At 42.6% G+C, this 16,382-nt stretch carries 16 protein-coding genes; 1 reads left to right on the forward strand and 15 read right to left on the reverse strand.

Features of this window, described 5'->3' with window-relative positions:
* Position 1: 1 nt before the first annotated feature.
* Genes ACZ5GY_RS07525 through ACZ5GY_RS07560 form a run of 8 tightly spaced genes read right to left on the reverse strand, consistent with a single transcriptional unit; the run spans position 2 to position 8,093 of the window.
* Positions 2-958 carry a transketolase family protein gene (locus ACZ5GY_RS07525; RefSeq protein WP_213691888.1) on the reverse strand — a complete coding sequence of 319 codons (957 nt, stop codon included), beginning with the start codon at positions 956-958 and terminating at the stop codon, positions 2-4.
* Complete coding sequence (locus ACZ5GY_RS07530) at positions 955-1,794, reverse strand: transketolase (protein ID WP_213691889.1); 840 nt, start codon at positions 1,792-1,794, stop codon at positions 955-957. The genes ACZ5GY_RS07525 and ACZ5GY_RS07530 overlap by 4 nt, the downstream gene beginning before the upstream one ends.
* A complete protein-coding gene (gene csaB, locus ACZ5GY_RS07535; RefSeq protein ID WP_464111715.1) occupies positions 1,787-2,803 on the reverse strand; it encodes a polysaccharide pyruvyl transferase CsaB in 1,017 nt (338 codons plus the stop codon). Before csaB ends, ACZ5GY_RS07530 begins: the two co-directional genes overlap by 8 nt.
* Positions 2,800-4,719, reverse strand: a complete 1,920-nt coding sequence (locus ACZ5GY_RS07540; protein WP_213695396.1) for a DUF5693 family protein — start codon at positions 4,717-4,719, stop codon at positions 2,800-2,802. The genes csaB and ACZ5GY_RS07540 overlap by 4 nt, the downstream gene beginning before the upstream one ends.
* Positions 4,719-5,324, reverse strand: a complete 606-nt coding sequence (locus ACZ5GY_RS07545) for a Maf family protein (protein ID WP_213699642.1) — start codon at positions 5,322-5,324, stop codon at positions 4,719-4,721. Before ACZ5GY_RS07545 ends, ACZ5GY_RS07540 begins: the two co-directional genes overlap by 1 nt.
* Positions 5,309-5,557, reverse strand: a complete 249-nt coding sequence (locus tag ACZ5GY_RS07550) for a hypothetical protein (protein ID WP_213691956.1) — start codon at positions 5,555-5,557, stop codon at positions 5,309-5,311. Before ACZ5GY_RS07550 ends, ACZ5GY_RS07545 begins: the two co-directional genes overlap by 16 nt.
* A 6-nt stretch (positions 5,558-5,563) precedes the next feature.
* On the reverse strand, positions 5,564-6,370 hold the full coding sequence (locus ACZ5GY_RS07555) for an undecaprenyl-diphosphate phosphatase (RefSeq protein WP_464111716.1): 807 nt from the start codon (positions 6,368-6,370) through the stop codon (positions 5,564-5,566).
* Positions 6,360-8,093: a ribonuclease J gene (locus tag ACZ5GY_RS07560; RefSeq protein WP_213695399.1), complete on the reverse strand. Its 1,734-nt coding sequence runs from the start codon at positions 8,091-8,093 to the stop codon at positions 6,360-6,362. Before ACZ5GY_RS07560 ends, ACZ5GY_RS07555 begins: the two co-directional genes overlap by 11 nt.
* A 95-nt stretch (positions 8,094-8,188) precedes the next feature.
* Here ACZ5GY_RS07560 and greA point away from each other — a divergent pair, with 95 nt between their 5' ends.
* On the forward strand, positions 8,189-8,680 hold the full coding sequence (gene greA, locus ACZ5GY_RS07565) for a transcription elongation factor GreA (protein ID WP_307879835.1): 492 nt from the start codon (positions 8,189-8,191) through the stop codon (positions 8,678-8,680).
* Positions 8,681-8,705: 25 nt separating this feature from the next.
* On the opposite strand, the gene ACZ5GY_RS07570 is transcribed toward greA, so the two are convergent.
* The 7 genes from ACZ5GY_RS07570 to ACZ5GY_RS07600 are packed head-to-tail and all read right to left on the reverse strand — an operon-like array spanning position 8,706 to position 16,285.
* Complete coding sequence (locus ACZ5GY_RS07570; protein ID WP_213701277.1) at positions 8,706-9,659, reverse strand: D-alanine--D-alanine ligase; 954 nt, start codon at positions 9,657-9,659, stop codon at positions 8,706-8,708.
* Positions 9,660-9,707: 48 nt separating this feature from the next.
* Positions 9,708-11,345: a hypothetical protein gene (locus tag ACZ5GY_RS07575; protein WP_464111717.1), complete on the reverse strand. Its 1,638-nt coding sequence runs from the start codon at positions 11,343-11,345 to the stop codon at positions 9,708-9,710.
* A 29-nt stretch (positions 11,346-11,374) separates the two neighbouring features.
* A complete protein-coding gene (locus tag ACZ5GY_RS07580) occupies positions 11,375-11,932 on the reverse strand; it encodes a hypothetical protein (RefSeq protein WP_213695402.1) in 558 nt (185 codons plus the stop codon).
* Entirely contained in the window at positions 11,910-13,058 is a 1,149-nt protein-coding gene (locus tag ACZ5GY_RS07585) for a hypothetical protein (RefSeq protein ID WP_464111718.1), read from the reverse strand. Before ACZ5GY_RS07585 ends, ACZ5GY_RS07580 begins: the two co-directional genes overlap by 23 nt.
* A gap of 23 nt (positions 13,059-13,081) precedes the next feature.
* Entirely contained in the window at positions 13,082-13,516 is a 435-nt protein-coding gene (locus ACZ5GY_RS07590) for a hypothetical protein (RefSeq protein ID WP_213691963.1), read from the reverse strand.
* A 46-nt stretch (positions 13,517-13,562) separates the two neighbouring features.
* Positions 13,563-14,645, reverse strand: a complete 1,083-nt coding sequence (locus ACZ5GY_RS07595; protein ID WP_213695404.1) for a hypothetical protein — start codon at positions 14,643-14,645, stop codon at positions 13,563-13,565.
* A gap of 38 nt (positions 14,646-14,683) precedes the next feature.
* Positions 14,684-16,285, reverse strand: a complete 1,602-nt coding sequence (locus tag ACZ5GY_RS07600) for a CTP synthase (protein WP_213691965.1) — start codon at positions 16,283-16,285, stop codon at positions 14,684-14,686.
* Positions 16,286-16,382 lie beyond the last annotated feature (97 nt).

Genomic DNA, 16,382 nt, shown 5'->3' on the forward strand with positions numbered 1-16,382 from the left:
TTTACCTCCTGCGCATCGTCCAAACCTGTACTGCAGCACTCACAATCTGGCTCGATGTGAGCCCGTAATATTCTTGTAATTCTTCTGCCGTTCCACTCTGACCGAATTTATTATCTACAGCCACAAATTTAACTGGTACAGGATAACTGCGACAAACAAGACTTGCAATAGCTTCTCCTAATCCACCATGAAGCAAATGTTCTTCGGCAACAACGCAGCAACCCGTACGATGAATAGATTCAAGAATTTGCTGAGCTGGTAATGGACTGACACTATAACAATCAATAACTTCTGCGCATAAGTCTTGCTGCGCAAGTATTTTTGATGCCTTTAATGCTTCATGAACCATAATACCACACGCACATATGGTCACTTCTGTTCCTTCTTTTAAAACTCTGCCGCCACCAAGCGTAAAATCAGTATCATTATTTTCATAAAGAAGTGGCTGTTCCGGCCGTCCTAAACGCACATAAACAGGCTTGGTACATTCAGCCGCTATTTTGATCAACGTAAGAGCAGAATTGTAATCTGAAGGAACAAGAACTCCCATTCCAGGTAAAGCTCTCATCAATGCTATGTCCTCAAGCATTTGGTGAGTTGCTCCGTCTTCTCCGACAGTTACTCCTCCATGGGTAGCAATAAGTTTTACAGGCAAGCCTGGAATAGCAATGGTTTCACGAATTTCATCATAAGCACGCCCCACAAGGAAAGATGCTAAGGAAGAGACAAAAACACGAAAATTGGCGAGACTTAATCCGGCAGATGTGAGAATCATGTCCTGTTCAGCTATTCCCAGATCAAAATATCGGTCAGGGTGCAAATTACGGAAGGCGACACTTCGAGTTGAAGATCCGACATCCCCATCTATTACAACTATGTCGTCATATAAAGTAGCCAATTCTGTAAGTGCAGCTCCATAGGCATCACGAGTACTCTTTTTCGTCTCATCAGTTGTCATAATAATAATCCCCCTGAATCAAGTTCTCTAAGAGCTTTGTCTACAAGATCACGGGTAAGGACAACAGATGGCTCATGTTGTCGTCCCTCTAAAAAGGAAACGCCTTTTCCGATAATTGTTTTAGCAATAATGGCCAATGGTTTACCAGAGACCCTCAAGGATAGGGCGTTATCCAAACTAGGAAAATCATGCCCATCAGCCATGCAAACTTCCCATCCAAAGGATTGCAGTTTTGCTTCTAATGGTTCAATCGACATAACTTTTTCAACTGAGCCTTCCATTTGCATATCGTTTCGATCAATAATCATTACAACGTTGTCAAGCTTATAGTGGGAAGATGTCATGGCAGATTCCCAGATTGCCCCTTCCTGAAGTTCACCATCTCCAGTAATGCAATAGACTCTACCCTGAAATCCCTTAAGTCGCATCCCAAGGGCAAGGCCGTTAGATATTCCCAACCCCATCCCTAAAGAGCCACTGGAAGCATCTATTCCAGGTGTACGGCTCACCAAAGGATGTCCCTGCAGCATAGCTCCAAGACGCCTATAATTCCATAGTTCATCTCGTGTAAAAAAACCTCTGTTCGCAAGAGCGGAATAAAGGGCCGGGCATCCATGTCCCTTGCTTAAGACAACTCTGTCTCTTTCCTCCCAATTAGGATCTTCTGGACGTATATTAAGGACTTTCCAATAGAGCCAAGCCATGATTTCTACTATCGAAAGAGAAGAGGCAAGATGGCCAGAACGCGCCACTCCAATCATGCGAACAACATCCTTTCGAATTGAAGCAGCAGCCTCTTCGAGAACTTTTACTTCATTCTCAGGAATTCTATTCATGAGAGTTCAACTCCTTCCAGGCTCTTCTTACGGATTCATCACATTTTTTGCGCGCACGTTTTAATTTTTTGCCACAAGGATACGGCCACGGCAAAGGAGGTAAATCGCCTTGTGGGAAAAGAGGGATTTCCCATTCTTGCGCGAATGCTTCCACTTTGGGATCGTATGGAACGGCAACGAGAGGACATCCTGAGAGCAGTGAAATCATACAAAAATGCAGCCGCATACCCATAGCTAATCCACCTAACTGCCAAACGTCTTCAATATCACGTAAATTTCGAACAAGCCGAACTTCCTGACAGGGCAAAAGTTCTGTTGCAGAAAAAGAGCGTAAAAGCTTTTCATCTTCTGGAGCCATGCCTACACCTATGATCGGAAGAGAATGCTCTCTAGCATACTTTGCCGCTGCCTTGGCCGTTTTAACAGCCAAATCCCCTTCCCATGGTCGAATATTAACAAGCAACACTTTAGGCTTATCATAATTCTCGCGAATAGGGAGTCCCATAACAAGATCAAAAACAAGATCGCCTTCAAGTTTCCATTTATGAAGCAAATTTAGCGATCTCTGGTCACGAACCGTTCTGATTTCACAAAGAGATAAGCCATTACGAGCTAAAATTTCCCCTGTTCGGGAACGAAAGGGACCAATTGATTGGGCTAATGCTGCAGAACGACATCCGGCTATTTTCGCCATACGAAGTAGCCCCCAATAGTATAAACATGAACGGAGGCTTGTCGTGTCTTGAAAAAGCCCACCCCCACCGAAAATCAAGGTTTCCGAACGGGATAAAGTCTGCATAACGTCGCGTAAATTCCATCTATTAACAGCATGAGTTCCAAATGACATTCTGCTTTCTTCAGGAGAATTAGACAATACAACCATTTCACTTTTTGCCACTCCGGATTTTTCAAGTGACGCAATAAGAGACGCTGCTAAAAGTTCATCGCCTAAGTTTTTAAATCCATAATAGCCAGCAATGGCTACCTTAAAGGGGCGATATCGACTCAATCCCAAATCACTCCTCGCCAACGATTCCACAGAGGCCGAAGAACGTAATGAAACACCACAAGGAAGAATACACCAAGCAAAATACCAGACCACCAGCCATTAAATTCTCTCCAGAGAATGAAATACAAAGGCGTATGGAAATGGCAGAAGCTATTAACAAGGGAAGAGAAAGCTAACGTCGATGCCAATCTAAAAATTTCACGGTATCGTCCCCAAAGCTGACTTCTTCTAAAATAAAACCAAAGCAAAAGTGCAGGATACCCTGCGAAAAGCTCTTTATTACGCGGACGAGCAACAAGAATTCTCTCAAGAGTATCGCGAACGGCAACTTCCCATCCTGGCACAAATTGAGCATTACCACTTCGTAATAGAACAATAGCAGCAGCAGCAAGCAGTCCTCCAATAAGAGCGAGTTCTCCCCAAAGAGGAGGTCTTGCAAGAACCTGACCTAGAGATTCTGGATGCACCCGCCGTCGCAAGTCATGAATAAGCACAATTATCAAGGGTAAAAAGAGTGTTAATTTTACTCCGGAAAAGGTTCTAAGCCGCAACATATAAATGGGATAACTAAATAGAGCTGCTATGGCAAGCCCACCAATGAGGGCGACAAGGAAACTGAAGATCAGCCCCCGTAAAGGCTTTCTCCACTGCTCCAACGCCATAAGGCACGCTTCAGAAGCAAGAAGGCCAGCAGTAAAAGCTGCAACAATACGGGCTATAAATAAAACTTTCCAGACACCTATAGCAAGAAAAACGCTAATAACTATAAAGGCAATCGTCTGAGAAAGATTTACTGATGTCAAATTAAGAAGTTCAAAACGATCAGCTAGTAGAGCAATGGTCAAAAGGAAAATGAAAGAACATGCCACTGCCCCGAAGAAAGACATTTTCCATTCTGAAAGAGGTTCAGGCCATTGAAGAGTGATCCCCTGATCTGATAAACCTTGTGATAAGCGCTGAATCTCTTTTTCGAAGACTAAAAGAGGGTCTTCTGCCGCTTCAATCACAGAAGGACGCATAAGCAATAAGCGCACGCTTCGCTCTTTTGCCGCTCGAAGCATTCGCTCATAAAGTGTGTGTCGAGATATATTACGACTTATGATCTCTTCGGTTGTAACACTATGAAGTGAAAGCAAATTCGGGTACATCAACCAATTTAACTGAGGTGCTCCGAATTGTCTTGAAAATTCAACCATCGCTACAGGAATTCCCGCCTCTTTTAAAACATGAGATAGAGGTTTTAAGTTGGGATATCCAGCTGCAAAAAGTCCGGAAGGAGAGATAACACGTATAACAGAAGAGAAATCGTCAAGCAACGCTTCAAGTAACGTCATCTCGCTTTGTGTATCGGAAGGAGTAACTGGAGCAACTCGGTACATTACCGGCGTTCCCGTAGATAATGCAAAGAGAAGTCCGGAAAAATCAGGCAAAACCCCTGTCTCTAATAGTTCATCCAAGGTATGAGGAAGCACATAAACTACTCCCTCTTCTTTTACATATCTATGGCTATTCGGGAAACGAGTCTGCAAGGCTGTATCATACCATTCCGATTCCATAAGGTTTGAAGGAATCCACAATGCAGCAGAACCGTAAGGCTCATTAATTCCTTTTCCTAGATCATCTGGAAGATCCGCTACTGTGCCATAATAAATGGGAAGCAACCCTGAAGAAAGGTCTTTACCAATAGTTTCAGAGACAATAAGGCCTGAAACCCCCGCTTGGCGGAGTCTGTCAAAAACAATATCTGCCTTCTCGTTACTCTTCTTTGCCAAAGAAAGTACATCTCTATACTCAATGATAATAGCAGTATTCCTATGCTCTTTTTCCGCATTCCAGCGAGGAACAAGGGCCAAGCCAGCACTGATTAGTGTTAGCGTTAAGATAAACAGAGTAAAATACCCTTTCTTAAATTTCATTAACTCCTCATCCTCCATTGATCAGCCAGGGAAATTCCGGCTTTTTCAAAAAGACAACTTAAAGAATATAACGGTAAACCTACAACATTAAAATAACAACCACGAATAGACTCAACAAGAAGAGAACCAAGACCTTGTATAGCATATGATCCTGCTTTATCAAGTCCCTCTCCGCTTTCAACGTAAGCAAAGAGAGCTTCTTCATTTAAGTACCGAAAGGTTACTTCAGTACAGTCAAAATCTGAGAAAACATTATCGCCAAAGCAAAGAGCAACTCCCGAATAAACGTAATGTGTTCTTCCGTTGAGTAATTTCAACATCTCTATCGATTCTTTCTTATTTTCTGGCTTGCCTAATACCTTCTTTTCTATAACAACGCTGGTATCTGAACCAATAACATAGGCATCTGGAAAATTTACGGCAACGGCCCTAGCCTTTTCTATAGCCAAACGTTTAACCATATCGGGAGGAGCCTCTCCAGCCAATAATTCTTCATCAATATTTGAAACAATAACATCAAAAGACCACCCTAAAGATTCTAAAAGTTCTTTTCGTCTAGGGCTTCCCGAAGCCAAAATAATCTTTTTATTTACCGTGCAAGCCACAATCCTACAATGCCTCCGATCAGTGTTCCCAAATTTACATGAAGATAAAATTTCAAGCCAAAATCAACTACGAGCAAATTAAAATCCTGGAAGTTGAACCCTACAGACACAATGTTGCGAAAATACGGAGCCGTAGGGACAAAACGCTGCAAATAAAAACCGATAAGGGTTCCAATAACAATAGCAACGACAAGCATCCACCAACGAACAGAAAAAGTTTTTCCCACGGCCACCTCTATCTACCTCCAAAAATGAAATGTTATACTCACACCAGCAGGAATTAAACAGTATAGTGCAAATATCCGCCAGCGTCCCAATGTCACCATCCTCCGCAACCAAACAAGGGCCATATAACCAGTTATAAAGGCCGTAACTACCCCACCATACCAAAAATCAGGCAACGTATTTGCAGGGGAAAATCCACTCTCCGATACATCAAGAAGCTGTAAAATAGTCGCTCCTAAAATTGCTGGTAAAGAGAGAAGAAAAGAAAAACGAAAAGCTTCTTCAGGAGACAATCCTCGTTTTAGTCCAGTAACAATAGTTGATCCGGAACGGGAAATCCCGGGAATGACGGCAAATCCTTGCGCAATTCCTATAATAAGACCAGAACGTAGTGATAATTCCGATGAAGAACGTGGCAACCTCGAAGCATAAAAGAGGAGAAAAGAAGTCATAAGCAAAGACACTCCAATAAGAAGAGGTTCGCCCATCCATCGCTCCACAACAGGCTTTAGTGGGAAGCCGATGAAAGCAGTAGCTATCGTTCCCACGATTACAGCCCAACCGAACCGCCACCCTTGAGTCTGTCGACCAGCATCAGAGAGAAAACCGCTTATCCATTCACATGCGAGAGAAAATATATCCCTCCAAAAGAAACACAATGTAGCTATCATCGTACTAAAGTGAAGTAACAGATCAAATGTAAGGTTGTTATCTGTTATTCCCCAAATATTTTGCAATAGAGCAAGATGACCGGAACTACTTACAGGAAGAAATTCAGTCAATCCCTGCACAATGCCTAAAACAAGCGGTTCAATGCTCATTATGAAGTGTCTCCTCTACTATGGTTATGATTGGAAGAATCATCGGTCGAGAATGTTCGTAACGACGACGAATAGTTTCGCGGACCCGGCTTTTCACTCGTAATGCGATTGTATCTTGATCTATAACTTTATTCTTTTTAGCAAAATGCTCAAAAACTTTCTTAACAGATGAAAGTAAATCTTTATGCAAACTAGATGCATCTTCCATGTGAAGGAATCCCCTGCTCTCAATGCAAGGCTCAGATAGAAGATTATAATTCACATCTGCAACAACGGAAACGACAATCAGACCATCTTCTGCTAATTCCCGACGCTCTTTCATAATGCTACCTTCCAATTCCCCCATAGCCACACCGTCGACCATGATTCGACCAACTGTCACATGATCACGGACTTGAGCTTTGTGCTCAGAGACAGTAAGTACATCTCCGTTCTGCATAACAAAGGTATGCTTTGACGGAATTCCCATTTCCTCTGCAAGTTGAGCATGACGAACGAGATGACGATATTCTCCATGAATAGGAATAAAATACTTCGGCTTTACAAGATTGATCATTAACCTCAATTCATCGCGTGCAGCGTGCCCAGAGACGTGAATTTCTTTGTCTCCTTCATAAATAACTTCGCAACCACAGGCGAAAAGACGATTTATGGTGCTACTTACAAGTTTTTCATTGCCTGGAATAGGTGTGGCAAATATGGCAACTACATCTTTTGCCCCCAACTGTATCTGTTTATGTTCTCCCTTACTCATCAAGACAAGGCCAGAAAAAGGCTCACCCTGACTTCCAGTAGTCATAACAACAACTTGATTAGGAGCATACTGATAGACATCAGATGCGGGAATTATCAGCTTATCATCAATGGATAGATAACCTAGCTCCCTTGCCAAATCGACGTAATTGATCATACTTCGGCCTATAAAAGCTATTTTTCTATTAAATCTACTCGCTACATCAGCTACCTGCTGAACTCGATGAAGGTTGCTTGCAAATGCAGCTATAATAATGCGCTTATTTCGATGTAATCGAAAAACCTTATCGAGAGTTCCTCCTATTAAAAATTCTGAAGATGTAAAACCTTTTTTTTCGGCATTCGTCGAATCTGAAAGCATAAGAAGAACACCTTTTTCACCTGCATCGGCAAACGCAGCATAGTCGGTAAGACGTCCGTCTATTGGAGTGGGATCTAATTTAAAATCTCCTGTATGCACAATAGTCCCTAGGGGAGTTTGTATTACCAGTCCGACGCCATCGGGAATAGAGTGACAAACTGAAACAAATTGCACGGTAAAGGCGCCAAGAGTAACTTGGGCTCCAGTCTCTACCTCTACAAATTTTTCTGCATATCCCGAAGCTGTTTCTCTCAATTTATGCCTAACCATACCGAGAGTCAGCCGAGTTCCATAAACAGGAACGTCAAGACGAGGTAAAATAAAGGGCAGTGCGCCAATGTGATCTTCATGCCCATGAGTAATAATAATACCTTTTATATTTTCGCGATGTTCTTCTAGGTACGATGTATCAGGGATGACGAAGTCTATGCCAAGCATTTCCTCATCTGGAAACATCAATCCTGCATCGACAACGATAATGTCATCTTTATATTGAAATACGTACATATTTTTCCCAATTTCGCCGAGTCCCCCAAGGGCAAAAACCTTAAGATTGTTACTTTTTCTTTGCCGTCTAGGGCGACGTCGAGTTTTTTTATTGTCTGGCATTCATGCACCTCCTAAAATAACATTGCCAGAATAGCACTTTTTTGATAACATACTACGTTACCGTAGATTTTTCCCTCTGAAGGAGGTTGAACTTTTTGAGTCGAAGTGATTTTGATTCTGCACCTGTAATGACACGAAGCGGTTACGATAAGCTTACTGCCGAGCTCATTGATTTGAGAAGTAACGGACGGGCCGAAATATCGCGCCAACTTGAAGAAGCCAGATCCTTTGGTGACTTAAGTGAAAACGCAGAATACTCTGCCGCAAAAGATGAACAATCTAAGTTGGAAGCCCGAATCTCATGGTTGGAATATCAGCTAAGTAAAGCTAAAGTCATAGATGCTTCCGACGTAGACACCAGCCGCGTTACCCTCGGTACAACAGTTACGATAGAAGATACTACCCATCAGAAAGTTTTTACGTACACACTTGTCGGATCAGAAGAAGCAGACCCCAAAACAAACCGCATTTCATCTTCAAGTCCAGTAGGAAAAGCCCTTTTTGGCAAAACAGTCGGAGAAGAAATTCTAGTCAAGGTTCCTAGAGGAATCAGAAGCTTACGTATTGTAAGTATTGCAGTAATGTAATGTGCTTCATCGATGCGTCTGCCGTTTAACGGCAGACGCCTTTTTTATCAAAGGATAAGCTGACGATTTTCGACAAAAACGTAGAAAAATCGTAACCTGCAGCTGCTGCAGCCTTAGGGACCAAACTTGTTCCCGTCATTCCCGGTGCCGTATTGACTTCAAGAACCCAAGGTGTACCGTCTTCTTCAACTCTGAAGTCTATTCGCGCGTATCCATCACAACTCATGGTTTCAAAGGTTCTGCAAGCCATTGTGGCAATTGTCGTATTGACTGTCGGCATAAAAGGAGCAGGTACAATATATCTCGTCATCCCCGGAGTGTACTTCGAGTCATAATCATAAAAGCCTTTTTCCGGGCAAATCATCACAGATGGTAACGCTTCAAGAGAGCCGTTATTATTCCATACTGTCACAGCAACATCTACACCCTCTATGTATTTTTCAAGAATACATCTCGTATCATATTTCCACGCTTCGCAAAGAGCTTGAGAAAGACTCTGCCCTTCTGAAACAATTGTGACTCCTAAAGTACTACCACCATTGCAAGGTTTGACTACAATGGTACCGTGTTTTTGCACAAAGGAGTTAGCTTTTTCCAGCGAATAATCGGAATCTTTTAAAACAAGCACACCTTCAGGAGTTGATATCCCAAAAAGATTCAAAAGTCCTTTACTTGCAGCCTTATCCATTGATAAGCAACAAGCCAACGGTCCCGAACCTGTATAAGGAAGTTTCATGGTTTCTAAGACTGATTGAACGCGCCCGTCTTCACCCCAACTGCCGTGAAGGGCTATAAAAACACTGTCAAACTTCGAACTTTTCAAATCCATTAATTGCTCTATGCTTTTCACATCAAAAGGTTCGACCTTATAGGCAGCATCCCGCAAAGCCTGAATCACAGCTTGACCACTTTTAAGAGAAACCTGACGTTCCGGTCCGTCTCCTCCATATAAAACAGCAATATTCAAAGCTTTTTTCACAGCTATATCCTCATTTCGTTGAAAGATGTAATGTAGTATATCCACTGCCTAAAAAGGGAATGGGCTCGATAATTTTTTATCTCCAAAGGCCAAAGGTTTGTCGGGGAACGCATTAATAACAAGCTTCATACTTATCCAATCGTCGTTCTCGCGACTTAAATCATCTCGGTAGACAAGCTGCCATTTCAAGCAATCGCTTGTATCGTAAGACAAAATATATGCCCGTTCAAACCAGTCTGAAGTGCGTATATTGTAGGCACCGCGAACAGCCAGAGACACATCTTTCCCCACGGGGAAAGCAAACTGCTGGTAGAGTTCTTCCAAATTGCCATATCTATCCCATAGCATGGGCGAATGCCCCGAAACCCAACGTCGGCGATACGCAGTCCTTGCATCAAGAGGTCCCACTTTATATCCCGCGCCTGCCGATAGCCACAAAATTTTCTGTTCATCATCTCCGCCATCATATCGATAATGCCAATAACTGGAACTCCAGAATGGACGAATAGGCGCAGGATCGGCAACACCAGATACCATCAGCCCCAAACCCAAACGATCTGTCGTATAGGTAGTTTTAGCTCGTCGTTCTTCATATTTCCCAGCAGTACCGGCAATACGCCATTTCGTGTTCATCCAAGACATAAGAGGCCAATAGGGACTATAAAAATGGAATTCAGGTTCTCGGTATAAAAGATTCTTATAAATCTCTCCGCCGCCCTTTTCTATGTTCAAACTTTCTCTCTGAGACCACCATAACTTGGCTGTCCATCCATTCCAGCTTCCTTTTACTCCCCATAAAGGACGATATGCCTGCTGATCTGTCGTTTCCTCCCAAGAATACTCCACATTAGCAAAGAGAGAAACTCCAGATAGCCCTAAATTCTGCAAACTCTGAGAGAGAGCAAGAGTCCATTCCATATTTTTTTTAGTCCAAGCTGTAAGACCTATTCGAGCTTCTCCATCATCCCAAACTATAGGCCCACTATACCCAAATCCCACACCTTTATCAGAATCATGAACAATAGCTGGCATCAATTCTGAGTCAAGGAAAGATTTCTTTTTATTTAAACGAACAACGTAATCAAAAGGATATGTAAAAAGGTATGACCCACCTATATATACTTTGGGTTTTTTTGCGACAATACTTTTCCCTGGGATAATGGTTAATTTATTCGTGACCACTCTGTAATGAGGATTCTCCTGAGGACACGTCGTTAAAGAAGTTTCGCTCCATTTCCCTATGGTAACCTTCTCTTTAAAACGTGCTGCGGTCTTCTTGCTGATCCAGCCTTTTTTAGCAGCACTCTCTGCAGGAGCAAAATCAAGTTTTTTCCCCTTTATATAAAGCTGCCCTATTCCTGCTGGTGCTTGTCCGCTTGCGCCATCAAGAACGCCTTCTTCCGTAGGAAGGTGATATAAAAGTCGTTCCCCATAAAGCTTGTTTCCGCCAGAAAGAATAGTAACGTTTTTTTCAGGCAATGCCGTAGCGTACGCTTCCTGAGATTCTACATCAAAGTGAATATAATCGGCATAAATCCGAATGGTACCGTATCGAAGGTTTGCGCTTCCTTCTGCTGTAGCAATAGTCCCCTTTTCATTGTATGTAACAAGATCTGCTTCCAGAAAGACCTCAGAAGGCTGAGAAGCCCAACTAGGTGTATGGCTAGATACTATTATGGTTAACATGCATACCAGAGCGGTGAAACAGTTACGGCCTATTCTTTCCACGTCAGACTAGCCCCTTTCTCGACATAAAATGTACCATCTTCAGTAACACGGGCATATGACCCTGTTAAAGTACCACGGGTATGTTCCGCCCATATCCCCTTAGGAAAAATCCACTCTGCACTTGTACTCTTCCATAAGACCTCTGGAGCATTCCACGTCACAGTAAAATCTTTCCCTGTCGTAGTACCACTTGGTTTATACAATATGCCATCAGATGTTTTTTCATCAAAATTTCCAGAAGGAGCCGTTACGTTCCATTTGTTACCATCAGCCGTGTTTCCCTGCATCGTCAAAGATTCTGCAGAAATATTACCTGATTTCCGAACAGTTCTTTCGGCATGAATATGCCATACCCCCCCAGATATCTCTTTCTCCATAGAAAGGCTTTCCACAACTACAGTTGGCCCCTCTTTAACGACTTTTTTTATAGAATTAGGATCAAGATGAAGATCCTTCCAAGCAGACCATAGATAGAAGGCAATACTGCCACATATAATCAAAATGAATACTAAAAATCTCTTTTTACCACTGAACTCGCCAACCATCTTTTTCTCCTACCATTGAAATTGTCATTTTTCGTAAAGTCCGAACAAAAAGCAACTTTTGAACAGAAGTTATACGTGCCTGTTCTCCATTCCATTCGACACTGTACCCACCACTAAGAGGCACGCGCATATTTTTACTCTCTACGTCTTTTTTAAAAGATCCAATATTCCACATTTTTTTTGCATCAGTTGATAATAAATCATACATCTCTTCAACATTGCCCTTTTGCCAATGTGCCAAAAATTCTTCAAGTACCTTCTCTTTATCCGCACCTAATTCACTGCTCTTCTTTAATGCAGATTCCTTCAAACTCTTAGTATCGACACTTGGAGTATAAATTTTCTCCTCTTCTTCTTTTGTTAATGGTTCATATCCTGAAAGATCTATTTTTACCGGAGGAACAACAGGGACAAAAGGCTCCTCAATTTTTTCAATTTCAGCCTTTACAACCTTTTCAGTTTTTTGCTCTTCTTTTTCTTTCTTTTCTTCTTTTGATCCTTCCTTTAGAGGTGGAAGTTCAATAACAACCCGCTCTTTCTTCTTACTCTGTTCTGCAACAGCAACAGTTTCAGTATTTCTATCATTCTCTTTCGCAGCTGCAAATTCAAATATAGACTCGTCAGAAATGCCCATTCCTTTCATTGCTATTGAAAAAACCGGTACGTTTTGACGAGGGAAAAAAACAAGTCCCTGCACAACCCCGTTTATCGGTTCATCAAATTTTAGTTCATAGGAAAGGGGCTGAATTCGCGTTCCATCTGGCAAAAGCATGGAAATTGCTTCTGAGAAGGGATGAAGCAAAAGAGGTTTAACGCCAAAAGAATAGATAGTTACAAGAAAAGATTCCGTTTCTTCAATACGAAGCTGATCAACGAAAGCTTTCTTATAGGCTTCCTTTTCTTGGGAAGACATAGCAGCCCGGGTCGATTCCGCATCGACCCAGGGCTCTATTAATTCTTCAGGATAATGTACCAACCAGACGAGGCAATCTCGCCCCCAATGAAAGGAAGTCCATTTTTCTAAAATATCTGTCGCTCGCGCCAACGCTTCCATGCCCCACAATGGCGAGGCAACAAAAGTCCCTAAGATGAGGATCAGAATAAGCACAACATGTCTCTGTTTCATAGGGCTGTCGCGAGCCTCCTTTATTACAGTTTAAAGTCAATTATGGCAGAAACTCCCACACCTTGAACTCGCCTAAACTGTTTTATTGGATTTTCCGAGTCAACTGGTATCAAAATCTTGACACGCAGACGATCTCTGAACGTAACTTCAAGCTGCGCTACTGCCTTTGTTTTTTCTATAGCTTCACCACGTGGCCCTGCAACCTGAGCAGCACCTATACGCGTTCCGGAACCTAAAGAAACAATAGGAACAACTTTCGTATGCCCCTCAACCTTGGCACCTTTATTAAAGGTAATTTTGTTAATAAAATCATTAAGAGGGCCCGCTATCTGAGAGACCAAAAAACCGCCGCCTACAACACCAATAAGGTCTCCAAGATTTACTGCATAGGCTACGCCTGACAAAGATAAAACTAAAACGAGAACTACAGCTGCTATTTTTTTCTTAACGAATTTCATAAAATTCTTCACTCCTTCACTACTCAAAAACACTCTTACACACGGGTTAATCTATAGGAGTTAATGTGTTATCTGTTTCGTTACTTGTAGCTTCTGTCGTGTTAGGCTCATCGACAGGAGCTACACCACCAGATTCAGGTTCGCCAGATATTTCATTTGAACGAACCATCCCCTGCAATCCTGCCGGCACTGGATACGCTGAGATACGAACAGCCTGTGCTGTTTCTATGAAAAGTTCAGTTCCTGCCGGTATCTCTTTCGCATCTCCCCTCACCAAAAAGCCACCAGCCAGACCTACCGGGCCGAAAAGGATAGCCCCAATAAAGCTTGTACCAGCAGCTGCAATTTGAGAAGACTCAGCCTTTGAAGCTTTTTTAGCTTGTTCTCCTATAGTTACCGGAATAACTTCAGGCCCCAAAGGCAACAATTGGTCAACTCCTACATTAACTTCTGCGGGACGACCAAAACTACGCGGTTTCGTCACACTATCGATATGAGCCACAACTCGACAACCAGCGGGTGCCAAAAGAGTATTTCCTGAAACTAAATCTTCCGAAAGTTCAAGATCCACACTATCACCCTTTTTAGCGGTTGAAGGGGAAAGAGTATTTTTAAATTTCACCTTAAAGACCTGCCCTGCCGGAATCTCCGAATCTTGCCACTGGACCGCATCTGAAAGAATTAGTCCTAATATACGTTCTAATCTCATGGCTATAGGTTTGTCAGGTTTTGCTGTCCCCTCAAGGACCGTTTCCAGCGCATCAACACGTCGGTTAACAGGGTTATACGCATCTACCCGTTGATTAATCGCCCATTCAGCAACTCCTAATTTAAAAAGCATGGAAGGTTGCCCAGATGTTCCCTTTTCCAAAAAGTCTAGAATAGCCGTCTGTCGTTCAGCAATACTTCCAGGAAGTTCCCGGCCAAAAAGATCTTTCTCAATATTACTTAGCCGCTCTATTAAACCACCAGTCTTAATTCTACCGTATAGTATATCCTCTACATGGTTCAATGTTTGAAAAGTCGACGTTCCTTCGTCACTCTGAGCAAACAAAGCAGTATTTGAAACACCTAAACACAGGGCTGTTAAAATCATTACTGTCACGAACAATTTCAGCATTTTCTTCATTCTATGGGTCCCTCCTTTAACTATCAGTAGCCGTTTTTCTACTCTTCAGAAAGATCCACCGCCGCACGTATAAACCCTACAAAGAGAGGATGGGGTTTAACAGGTCGCGAACGGAACTCAGGGTGGAACTGAACCCCTACAAACCACGGATGCTCTGGAATTTCTACAATTTCAACAAGATTTTTCTCTTTATAAATACCTGCAATTTTAAGGCCCGCATTTTCCATAGTTTCGCGATATGCGTTATTAAATTCGTAACGATGACGATGCCGTTCATTAACAACTTGATCACCATAAGCAGCGGAAGAATGCGTTCCTTCCATGAGAGTGCACGGATAAGCGCCAAGGCGCATTGTTCCGCCTAAATCGTCAATATCGCGTTGCTCATCCATAAGATGTATCACCGGATGTTCTGCTGCTTCATCTATTTCAGCACTATTAGCGCCCTTAAGATCACATACGTGCCGAGCAAAATCAATAACTGCAACCTGCATACCGAGACAAAGGCCTAAATAAGGAATCCTTTTTTCACGGGCATAACGCGCTGCCTCTATTTTACCCTCTATACCCCTTGCTCCAAATCCACCAGGTACAAGAACACCATGAACTCCTGATAAAACTTTTTCTGCACCGTGCTCCTCAATCTCTTCCGCTTCAACAGATCGAATTCTCACTCGAACGTCATTTTGAACACCTGCATGGTTTAGCGCTTCAACAACGCTAAGATATGCATCTTTGTGATTAATATACTTACCAACCATGGCGACTTCAACTTCACCATCAGGATGACAGAAACTTTTTACTACATGTTCCCAATCGTCCAGTTCAGGCTCTAACGGGCTTGTGACGGAAAGCAGTTTCATAACCAACCTATCAAATTTTTGCGCATGAAGACTTAATGGCACTTTATAGATCGTTGGTTCATCAAGAGCCTCAATAACTGCCTCTTCAGGTACATTGCAGAAGAGCGCGATCTTTTCTTTCATCTCGTCACATATAGGATAATGTGAACGGCATACAATTATATCGGGAAGAATACCGATTCGCCTCAACTCCTGAACGCTATGCTGGGTTGGCTTTGTTTTGAGTTCCCGCGCAGCTTCCAAGTATGGGACAAGAGTGACATGACAGTAAAGCACATTTTCACGCCCTACTCGAGTCGCCATCTGGCGAATAGCTTCAAGGAAGGGCTGCCCCTCTATATCCCCAACTGTTCCACCTATCTCTGCGATAACAATATCATTATCATCTGCAGCCCTGAGGATGCACTCCTGAATCTCATTGGTAATATGGGGGATAACTTGCACAGTCCCGCCAAGGTAACAACCATGTCGTTCTTTAGATATGACTGCAGAGTAAATTTTTCCTGTCGTTACATTGTTGTTCGCTGAAAGAGATTCATCAATGAAACGCTCGTAATGTCCAAGATCAAGATCCGTTTCCGCTCCATCGTCTGTTACAAAAACCTCTCCATGTTGAAAAGGATTCATTGTGCCAGCATCGACATTCAAGTATGGGTCAAGTTTAATAATAGAGACTCTAAATCCCCGTTTCTTCAACAACACACCTAAGGATGCGGCAGTGATACCCTTTCCAAGAGAAGAAACCACGCCGCCTGTTACAAAAATAAACTTTGTCATGGATTAATCCTCCACCTAGGAAATAAAATATCAAAAAAGATGGACCAGGGCCGCTACAAATCCCTGGTCCAGTTTAACCAATCGAAGTTCCCTTGTC

The organism is Aminobacterium thunnarium (assembly GCF_055390565.1).

Coding starts and splice junctions, on each gene's coding strand:
- ACZ5GY_RS07575 (WP_464111717.1), bottom strand. CDS start 11,345: ATGTTAACCATAATAGTATCTAGCCATACACCTAGTTGGGCTTCTCAG.
- ACZ5GY_RS07585 (WP_464111718.1), bottom strand. CDS start 13,058: ATGAAACAGAGACATGTTGTGCTTATTCTGATCCTCATCTTAGGGACT.
- ACZ5GY_RS07590 (WP_213691963.1), bottom strand. CDS start 13,516: ATGAAATTCGTTAAGAAAAAAATAGCAGCTGTAGTTCTCGTTTTAGTT.
- ACZ5GY_RS07600 (WP_213691965.1), bottom strand. CDS start 16,285: ATGACAAAGTTTATTTTTGTAACAGGCGGCGTGGTTTCTTCTCTTGGA.
- ACZ5GY_RS07540 (WP_213695396.1), bottom strand. CDS start 4,719: ATGAAATTTAAGAAAGGGTATTTTACTCTGTTTATCTTAACGCTAACA.
- ACZ5GY_RS07530 (WP_213691889.1), bottom strand. CDS start 1,794: ATGAATAGAATTCCTGAGAATGAAGTAAAAGTTCTCGAAGAGGCTGCT.
- ACZ5GY_RS07595 (WP_213695404.1), bottom strand. CDS start 14,645: ATGAAGAAAATGCTGAAATTGTTCGTGACAGTAATGATTTTAACAGCC.
- ACZ5GY_RS07525 (WP_213691888.1), bottom strand. CDS start 958: ATGACAACTGATGAGACGAAAAAGAGTACTCGTGATGCCTATGGAGCT.
- ACZ5GY_RS07580 (WP_213695402.1), bottom strand. CDS start 11,932: ATGGTTGGCGAGTTCAGTGGTAAAAAGAGATTTTTAGTATTCATTTTG.
- ACZ5GY_RS07555 (WP_464111716.1), bottom strand. CDS start 6,370: ATGAGCATTGAACCGCTTGTTTTAGGCATTGTGCAGGGATTGACTGAA.
- ACZ5GY_RS07560 (WP_213695399.1), bottom strand. CDS start 8,093: ATGCCAGACAATAAAAAAACTCGACGTCGCCCTAGACGGCAAAGAAAA.